This window comes from Thalassolituus sp. (assembly GCF_984348125.1).
The window spans coordinates 59,360-67,603 of the sequence record NZ_CFHJLR010000017.1 but is presented as its reverse complement, the minus strand read 5'-3'; the positions used below and the strand labels follow the sequence as shown (position 1 = coordinate 67,603).

The window sequence follows — 8,244 nt, the reverse complement described above, 5'->3', positions numbered from 1 at the left end:
CCAGTGTGGCTGATCATCCTCTCAGACCAGCTAGAGATCGTCGCCTTGGTGAGCTCTTACCTCACCAACTAGCTAATCTCACGCAGGCACATCCAATAGCGAGAGCCGAAGCCCCCTTTCCTCCGTAGAGCGTATGCGGTATTAGCAGTCGTTTCCAACTGTTGTCCCCCACTACTGGGTAGTTTCCTACGCGTTACTCACCCGTCCGCCGCTCGTCAGCAGATAGCAAGCTATCTCTGTTACCGCTCGACTTGCATGTGTTAAGCCTGCCGCCAGCGTTCAATCTGAGCCATGATCAAACTCTTCAGTTTAAAAGTTTTCGATCGGTGGAATATCCGATCTAATCTTGCTCAAGAATAAAACTGTCAACATTCACATAAATGAATTTTCGACGAGTTCTTACTTGAAATCTTATGTCTCCACAACATCTCAGTAAGCACCCACACGAATTACTTAATGCTAATTTTTAAAGAACGTTGCTTTGGATTCGCTAGAAGCTTTCTCTCAAAGCGGGCTGCGTATTCTACAGAAGCAGCTTTCGATGTCAACAAGTTTTTTCAAACTTCCTTAAGAGACGAACCTCTCAATTTTTGACATCCGACCAAGTCGCCGTAGCGTCTCAATCAGTGCGAAGCATTCTACCAGAGAACCTTTCGCTGTCAACCTTTAATTTTAAAAAAATCTTTTAAAATCAACAAGTTAAGAACCTAAATCAGAGCATTCCGAAGAGCGACTCTGTTGGATCAGGCGGCGCATTCTACAGTCTTTTCAGACTTGGTCAACACCTTTTTTTGACCCGTTTCCTGTTCGTTCTCAGCGCTGTGCTGGGTAACGATCAAGAGCGGCGCATTATAGAGATGCGGCGATTTGGGTCAACTACTTTCTGTAATAAATTTTAAGTAGTTACGCATACGCGTATACTCCCCCTGGTCCATTCAGAATGTGTTGTACCTATATATAGAAGAGAGTCTTGTGATGACAGAGAAGGCAGTCGTAATTTATTCCGGTGGCATGGATTCGTTCACCATACTTAACCGCGCTAAAAACGAAGGCTATGATCTATACGCTCTTACCTTTGACTATGGCCAGCGTCACAGCAAAGAGATTCAGTTCGCTAAGCGCGTCTGCGATGAACTGGAAATCAGCCACAAGATCATCGACATTACCGCGATCAATCAGTTACTCCAGAGTTCATCTCTCACGGCAGACATCGACATCCCTGAAGGGCATTACGAAGCCGCCAACATGAAGTCGACTGTCGTCCCTAACCGCAACATGATTTTGCTTTCTCTTGCGATCGGCTACGCCGTCGACATTGGAGCCAACAAGGTTTTCTATGGCGCACACTCCGGCGACCATGCTATTTATCCGGACTGCCGACCTGACTTTGTGCACGCTATGAACCGGGTTGCCAAGCTGGCCAACTACGAGCCCGTCGATATCGTCACGCCTTATCTTAATAGTGACAAGACCGAAATTCTTGCCGACGGACTTAAGATGGGACTGGATTATGGCAAGACCTGGACCTGCTACAACGGTCGCGACAAAGCCTGTGGCAAATGCGGCTCATGCACTGAGCGTCTTGAAGCATTTGCTACTAATAGTGCCACCGACCCTATTGCCTACGAGTCGGTGTGATGGCAAAGAATACCTACCGCGTTAAAGAGGTCTTCTACACATTACAAGGGGAAGGCGCTCAAGCCGGACGCCCTGCTGTTTTCTGCCGTTTCTCTAAATGCAATTTGTGGAATGGCCGCGAGGACAGCCGTACTGCCGCTGTCTGTAAGTTCTGTGATACCGACTTTATCGGTACCGACGGACACCTGGGTGGTGAGTATTCTGCAAGTGAACTGGTAACAATCATTGCATCGCAGTGGCCAGGAGAGACCTCAGGAAATTCAGTTCAGGGAAAGCCCTATGTCGTCTGTACCGGTGGCGAGCCAGCGCTCCAGCTTGATTCAGCGCTTGTCGATGAGCTGCATAAGGCAGGGTTTGAGGTTGCCATCGAAACCAACGGCACCCTGCCGTTACCGGACGGTATTGATTGGATATGCCTTAGCCCGAAAGGCGACTCCGAACTTGCCGTCATCAACTGCGACGAACTGAAACTGGTATACCCACAAGCAGATGCTCCACCAGAACGCTTTGATTACATCGTCGCTGAGCATTGCTACCTGCAACCAATGGCAGACTTCGAGCCTGTAGTGATCGCCAGCGACAAGCTTGAAGGGGCAAAAGAAGGTCTATCTGTTTCCAACACCCGAAAAGCCGTGGATTACTGCATGAAGCACCCAAAATGGAAGCTCAGCTTGCAGACCCACAAACTGCTCGGAATAGAATAAGGCCACTCAGCGTCACAGGGTAAAAGCGACCTTCGTTTTCAGCTCACCGGCTTCGTAGCGCCGGTGAACGTCTGCAACCGCACTCGCCGATTGCACCTCCGTTTCAGGCACCGTGATGCGCCCAGCATCGACTTCTTTCGCTAACCAGCTGAGAAAGCGGCCATGAGTCGCTCTGCCTTTACCACTCAGTAAAGGTAACAACATAAACACGGCATGAATGCTCAAGGCTTTAGCATGCGCTTGAGTCAGGTCGTAAGTATTACGAGCATTGATGGTTGCAACCTGACCGCCGGGAGCACAGGCGTATAACGCGGTCTGAAAGCTCTCACCACCAAAGGTATCGAGTACCTTATCGAACTTGCCGGCATATTCAGCCGCCTCTCCGTGCGACATTGCGGTCACATTAAACGAGGCGACCTGATCGCGGCGGATGTCATCACCGGCAGTGGCCGTGACAGCAACACCACGAAGCTTAGCCAGTTGCAGAGCCATCTGACCGACGCCGCCAGATCCTCCCATAATCAGGCAGGATTCATCTGCCTGTAAGTGCAGACGTTCAATCGCTTCAAAGGCCGTGATCGACACCAACGGAAGAACCGCTGCCTGCTCAGCTGTAACAGAGTGAGGAGCCAGTGCCATCAGGTCGGCATCGACCACGATGTAACGACACAGCGTCCCGCTACTGCCTTTTACTCCACCCGCACAGCCATAAACGATATCGCCTTCAGAGAAGCCGGTAACCTGCTCACCAACAGCTATGACCTCACCAGCGAGGTCACAACCGACCACACGATTATCCGAGGCAATTGGCGCCAGTCCAGCGCGGATTTTGGTGTCGATCGGGTTAAACCCTGAAGCTATGACCCTGACCAGTAGTCCGCCGGGCGCAACCTGCGGTGTCTCAAGTGAGGTTTGCTCCAGAACTGTAGGGGCGCCTGTTTCAGCGAAATACCAACCGCTGTTACTTTGCTGTCCGGTATTACTCATGGTGACTGCTCCCTAATAGTTGGCTGATGATGTCGCCTATGAGTTCATCATCTTTACGAGTACTCAGGTAACTCGCGAAAACCTGGCGTGTCATTTCAGGAACATCGGATACTTCATGCAGCTCACCACTTTCGAGGTAAGGTGCAACCATGGTCGCAGGTAAGTAACCGGCACCACCGTGCATCAGGATGCTGTCGAGAGCAATACGGCCAGTATTGGTTTTCAGCACCGGCGCCGCCATGCCTTTAAATTCCTGAGCGTGCTGAATACGGAATGACGTTCCCCAGTCGACCATCACGTAACCGAGCTCGGCGGCCTGGTTCCATTCAGAGCATTTTTCGGAAGCGACCATTACCAGAGGAACAGACATAACTTCGCGGGTAACCAATTCATCGGCTTTCGGGGCGTCAAACACTAACGCCAGATCTAACGACCGTTCAAGGATCTGTCTTACCAGCGCGCTACTGCTGTGCGCCATTGCGCTGACCGCCATACCAGGCCTTCGCAACAAAGCCGGGAGCTTCTGTTGCAGCACTGCGTCCCATAGATTCGGGGTAGCGCCAAGCGCGAACTGATAATGACGGTCATCTGCAATTGCTACTTCGTGGCGAATGCGCTGCTCGAGAAGCACACTACTTTCAGCCAGAGGAATGAGTTTCTCGCCTGCAGGCGTCAACTGGATGTTGTTTCGCTGTCGGGAAAACAACTCAACACCCAAAAGACCTTCGAGCTGGCGAATGCGGAAACTCACCGCAGACTGAGTCAGATAGAGGTTTTCAGCCGCACGACCAAAATGCCGGGTGCGTGAGACTTCCATAAATGTTTTAAGTAGATCCGTATCCATTTCAACCAGAAAACTTTCACGTAACGAGAAGATTTTTTCGTTTTACCACAGACACGCCCCTGACCATACTCCGCCCAACACAAAAGACCGATTTCTTTTGTGATCGACAACTTTGATGATGGCAGGTGCTTTATGAGTCAAATTCAAGCGAAAAGCTTTGAAACTTCAAAGAAATTCTTTGACGATGCTAACTTTCCACGTGGTTTTCAGCGCTCAGGTGACTTTACGCGCCAGCAGGCTGACATCCTCGAGAATATGGGCGATGCTCTGAAGTCGCTGCACGAAGGAACACGCGAAGCGGCGACCGATGAAGAAGTCCGCTTTGTTGACTTCTGCCAGCAGAAACTTGAGCCTATTAACGCGGTCGAACGCGCATGGGCCGCCTATTGCAAAGCGCTTGCTCGCAAGCAGATTTATTTTACAGCCTCCTCCTCAGCATCGGAGGCAGACTATGAGAACACGGAAACAGATGACTGATCATGTACTCGGCTTCATCGAAGCTGTAGAACTCCCGGACCTTGGCATCGGCTGCGACGCCAAGGTGGATACCGGCGCTGCTACCAGTAGCCTTCATGCTGACCATATTGAAGAGTTCAGACGCGATGGCGAACTCTGGGTGCGGTTTCACGTAAAGTTTAATAAACAGTCAGCCCGGATTGATCAAACGTGCGAAGCGCCGGTCGTCGAGCAGCGTGTGATCACCAGTTCGAACGGGCATAGCTCACAGCGTTATATTATCGGTACAGAAATGAACGTAGGTGGCCTGAGCTTTAAAACTGAAATCAGCCTCAGTCACCGCGGCAGTATGAAGTACCCTATGTTGATAGGCCGAAAGGCTATCAAAGGCCGCTTTCTTGTGGATGTCAGTCGCGGCTGAGCGAAGCATCTTATCTATTAATTTTTTCAGTCGTTGCTATGACCCATCAGGAACCCGTTATGAAAATTGCCATACTGTCACGCAGTGCCAGCCTCTACTCAACCCGACGTCTGATTGAGGCAGCCGAGGCCCGCGGACATGAAGTGCATGTACTGGATACGCTGCATTGCTATATGAACATCAACAGCGTTGACCCCAAAATGCACTATAAAGGTGAGCAATTAGAGGGCTTTGATGCTGTCATCCCTCGTATTGGCGCATCAATCACGTTCTACGGTACGGCGGTACTGCGTCAATTTGAAATGATGGGTGTGTATCCACTGAATGAATCCGTAGCCATCAGCCGCTCACGGGATAAGCTGCGTTCCATGCAGCTGATGTCGCGCAAAGGCATCGGCATGCCAGTGACCGGCTTTGCCCACAGCCCGGATGATATTCCTGACCTGATCCAGATGGTCGGTGGCGCTCCTCTTGTGATCAAGCTTCTTGAGGGAACTCAGGGGATCGGTGTCGTACTGGCTGAGACGAAGAAAGCAGCAGAAAGTGTGATCGAAGCCTTCCTCGGCCTGAAAGCCAACATCATGGTCCAGGAATACATTAAAGAAGCGTCCGGTGCTGACATCCGCTGCCTCGTCGTCGGCGACAAAGTTGTTGCTTCTATGAAACGTCAGGCTGCCGAAGGTGAATTCCGCTCGAATCTGCACCGAGGTGGTACGGCAACGGTTGTACGAATCACCCCTGAAGAACGGGCCACCGCAGTGCGTGCCGCCAAAACCATGGGGCTTAACGTCGCGGGTGTCGATATCCTGCGTTCAAACCATGGGCCGGTTGTGATGGAAGTGAACTCATCACCGGGCATTGAAGGCATTGAGTCTTCTACCGGTATTGATGTCGCCACTAAAATCGTGATGCATATTGAGAAACATGCGCGCGCGCACAACACCAAAACAAAGGGCAAGGGGTAAGCGTTTACAAACAGCATCCCCTCTCGTATAGTTCGAATGCGCCCCAGTAAAACCGGGCGCGGTATTTATCTGGGCAGCCATGGCTGCCCTTTTGCGTTCTGAGGAAGAAACACATATGCACGCCATCATGAATACCTATGGCCGTTTACCCGTCACCTTTACCCACGGTAAAGGCTGCTGGTTGTATGACACAGAAGGCCGTAAGTATCTGGACGCCCTGACCGGTATCGCTGTTTGTGGCCTGGGTCATGCGCACCCGGCCGTTACCGCTGCGATTCAGGAGCAGGCGGGCCAGCTCGTTCATACATCAAATCTGTACGGCATCGGCCGACAGCAGGAACTGGCTGAAAACCTGACCCGTATTTCGGGAATGGATAATGTGTTCTTCTCTAATTCAGGCGCAGAAGCCAACGAAGCCGCCATCAAAATTGCGAGAAAATACGGCCATCAGAAAGGCATTTCAGAGCCTGTCATCGTGGTGATGACCAAAGCTTTCCACGGTCGTACCATGGCAACACTGACGGCTACCGGCAACGCGAAAGCGCAGGAAGGTTTCGGTCCTCTGCTGAATGGTTTCGTACGTGTCCCATATATGGATGCCGATGCCATCCGTGCAGTCGTTCGCGCAAACCCGAATATCGTCGCGGTTATGCTGGAACCTGTTCAGGGTGAAGGTGGCCTGGCAACGGCCGGCGAAGATTACATTAAAGCTGTGCGTGATATCTGCGACCAGAATGACCTGCTGATGCTGGTTGATGAAATTCAGACCGGCAACGGACGTACTGGCAGCTACTTCTGCTACCAACAATTCGGCATCACTCCGGATGTTGTTACCACAGCCAAAGGGCTCGGCAATGGCGTACCTATTGGTGCCTGTCTCGCCCGGGGCAAAGCAGCCGAAGTACTGCAACCCGGAAGCCATGGGTCCACCTACGGTGGAAACCCACTGGCATGCGCCGCCGCAAATGCGGTAGTAACGACCATAGAAAATGAAAAGTTGGCTGAGAACGCAGCTCATATGGGTAACTACCTCGCCAGTGCTTTCAACGTGCGTTTACAGGACAACCCTCTGTTTTCCGAAATCCGGGGACGTGGCTTAATGATGGGTATTGTCCTGACAAAAGACTGCACCGAATTAATGGCAAAGGGCACCAAAAAAGGCCTTCTGCTGAACGTTACCTCAGGCAATGTTATTCGTCTTCTACCACCACTGACACTGACAGAAGAAGAAGCAGACCTGATCGTAGAGGGAGTTATGGAGCTGATCCATGAACTCAATGAATGACCCAATGGAAAAGACAGTGAGACACTTTCTGACGCTCTCGGACACCTCTCCGGATGAGCTCAACTGGATAATTGAACGGGCTATCGAGCTCAAAAAGAAGCAGCGAGCAGGAGAAATCTACGAGCCGCTGAAGAACAGAGTACTGGGGATGATCTTCGAGAAATCATCCACCCGTACCCGAGTATCTTTTGAAGCTGGCATGAGCCAGCTCGGTGGCAGCGCGATCTTCCTGTCGCCACGCGATACCCAGTTAGGTCGTGGCGAGCCCGTCGAAGACTCTGCACGTGTACTCTCGCGTATGGTTGATGTTGTCATGATCCGTACTTTTGATCATGACATTATCGAACGCTTCGCTGCCTACTCTTCTGTACCCGTCATCAACGCCCTGACAGACGATTTTCACCCCTGTCAGCTGCTCGCCGACATGCAGACCTATGTTGAGCATCGCGGTTCTATCGCAGGCAAAACAGTGGCCTGGATTGGCGATGGCAATAATATGTGCCACTCCTACATCAAGGCGGCGGTACAATTCGGATTCAATCTGCGTATTGCCACGCCAGAAGGCTTCGAACCTGATGCCCGCATCGTCAGCGAAGGCGGTGACCGTATTCAGCTGTTCAAAACCCCTGAAGAAGCTGTCGCAGGCGCGAACCTCGTCGTGACTGACGTGTGGGCGTCAATGGGTCAGGAAGAAGAGCAGGAAGAACGCATTCGCAAATTCCAGGCATTTCAGGTTTCTCCTGCTTTGCTGGACAAAGCAGCGAGCGACGTGATTTTCATGCATTGTTTGCCCGCGCACCGCGGTGAAGAAGTGACTGATGAAGTCATGGAAGATCCGCGTGCAGTCGTCTGGGACGAAGCAGAGAATCGCCTTCATGCTCAGAAAGCACTGCTGGAGTTTCTACTCTGCCAGGAAGAAGAGGACTGAAACTGTTCTCTGTGGC

The 8,244-nt window shown here is 51.5% G+C and carries 9 protein-coding genes and 1 rRNA gene; 7 read left to right on the top strand and 3 right to left on the bottom strand.

The features are described from left to right. A 16S ribosomal RNA gene (locus AC5E51_RS12525) occupies window positions 1–311 on the bottom strand; the annotation flags it as partial. Between the two features lie 664 nt (window positions 312–975). On the opposite strand from AC5E51_RS12525, the gene queC reads away from it, so the two are divergent. Both queC and queE read left to right on the top strand, forming a co-directional pair. Next, window positions 976–1,638, top strand: a complete 663-nt coding sequence (gene queC, locus AC5E51_RS12520) for a 7-cyano-7-deazaguanine synthase QueC (protein ID WP_491778658.1) — start codon at window positions 976–978, stop codon at window positions 1,636–1,638. Then, a complete protein-coding gene (queE, locus tag AC5E51_RS12515) occupies window positions 1,638–2,342 on the top strand; it encodes a 7-carboxy-7-deazaguanine synthase (RefSeq protein WP_297532906.1) in 705 nt (234 codons plus the stop codon). Before queC ends, queE begins: the two co-directional genes overlap by 1 nt. A gap of 12 nt (window positions 2,343–2,354) precedes the next feature. On the opposite strand, the gene AC5E51_RS12510 is transcribed toward queE, so the two are convergent. Together AC5E51_RS12510 and hdfR are read right to left on the bottom strand one after the other, a co-directional pair. Then, window positions 2,355–3,329, bottom strand: a complete 975-nt coding sequence (locus AC5E51_RS12510; protein ID WP_297532905.1) for an alcohol dehydrogenase catalytic domain-containing protein — start codon at window positions 3,327–3,329, stop codon at window positions 2,355–2,357. Beyond that, window positions 3,322–4,173: an HTH-type transcriptional regulator HdfR gene (hdfR, locus tag AC5E51_RS12505; protein ID WP_068440275.1), complete on the bottom strand. Its 852-nt coding sequence runs from the start codon at window positions 4,171–4,173 to the stop codon at window positions 3,322–3,324. Before hdfR ends, AC5E51_RS12510 begins: the two co-directional genes overlap by 8 nt. 132 nt (window positions 4,174–4,305) lie before the next feature. Between hdfR and AC5E51_RS12500 the strand changes: the two genes are divergently transcribed. The 5 genes from AC5E51_RS12500 to argF all read left to right on the top strand — a co-directional run bounded on the left by AC5E51_RS12500 (window position 4,306) and on the right by argF (window position 8,228). Continuing rightward, on the top strand, window positions 4,306–4,650 hold the full coding sequence (locus AC5E51_RS12500; protein ID WP_076514898.1) for a MaoP family protein: 345 nt from the start codon (window positions 4,306–4,308) through the stop codon (window positions 4,648–4,650). Then, entirely contained in the window at window positions 4,625–5,050 is a 426-nt protein-coding gene (locus AC5E51_RS12495) for an ATP-dependent zinc protease family protein (protein WP_068440268.1), read from the top strand. Before AC5E51_RS12500 ends, AC5E51_RS12495 begins: the two co-directional genes overlap by 26 nt. A 59-nt stretch (window positions 5,051–5,109) precedes the next feature. Further along, window positions 5,110–6,015 carry a 30S ribosomal protein S6--L-glutamate ligase gene (rimK, locus tag AC5E51_RS12490; protein ID WP_068440265.1) on the top strand — a complete coding sequence of 302 codons (906 nt, stop codon included), beginning with the start codon at window positions 5,110–5,112 and terminating at the stop codon, window positions 6,013–6,015. A 115-nt stretch (window positions 6,016–6,130) separates the two neighbouring features. Continuing rightward, complete coding sequence (locus AC5E51_RS12485; RefSeq protein WP_068440293.1) at window positions 6,131–7,300, top strand: aspartate aminotransferase family protein; 1,170 nt, start codon at window positions 6,131–6,133, stop codon at window positions 7,298–7,300. Next, window positions 7,284–8,228, top strand: a complete 945-nt coding sequence (argF, locus tag AC5E51_RS12480; RefSeq protein ID WP_297532904.1) for an ornithine carbamoyltransferase — start codon at window positions 7,284–7,286, stop codon at window positions 8,226–8,228. Before AC5E51_RS12485 ends, argF begins: the two co-directional genes overlap by 17 nt. Window positions 8,229–8,244 lie beyond the last annotated feature (16 nt).

Bases quoted from the DNA above. Each gene is read 5' to 3' on its own strand.
- queE (WP_297532906.1), top strand. From the start codon at position 1,638: ATGGCAAAGAATACCTACCGCGTTAAAGAGGTCTTCTACACATTACAA.
- AC5E51_RS12495 (WP_068440268.1), top strand. From the start codon at position 4,625: ATGAGAACACGGAAACAGATGACTGATCATGTACTCGGCTTCATCGAA.
- AC5E51_RS12510 (WP_297532905.1), bottom strand. From the start codon at position 3,329: ATGAGTAATACCGGACAGCAAAGTAACAGCGGTTGGTATTTCGCTGAA.
- argF (WP_297532904.1), top strand. From the start codon at position 7,284: ATGAACTCAATGAATGACCCAATGGAAAAGACAGTGAGACACTTTCTG.
- AC5E51_RS12500 (WP_076514898.1), top strand. From the start codon at position 4,306: ATGAGTCAAATTCAAGCGAAAAGCTTTGAAACTTCAAAGAAATTCTTT.
- hdfR (WP_068440275.1), bottom strand. From the start codon at position 4,173: ATGGATACGGATCTACTTAAAACATTTATGGAAGTCTCACGCACCCGG.
- rimK (WP_068440265.1), top strand. From the start codon at position 5,110: ATGAAAATTGCCATACTGTCACGCAGTGCCAGCCTCTACTCAACCCGA.
- AC5E51_RS12485 (WP_068440293.1), top strand. From the start codon at position 6,131: ATGCACGCCATCATGAATACCTATGGCCGTTTACCCGTCACCTTTACC.
- queC (WP_491778658.1), top strand. From the start codon at position 976: ATGACAGAGAAGGCAGTCGTAATTTATTCCGGTGGCATGGATTCGTTC.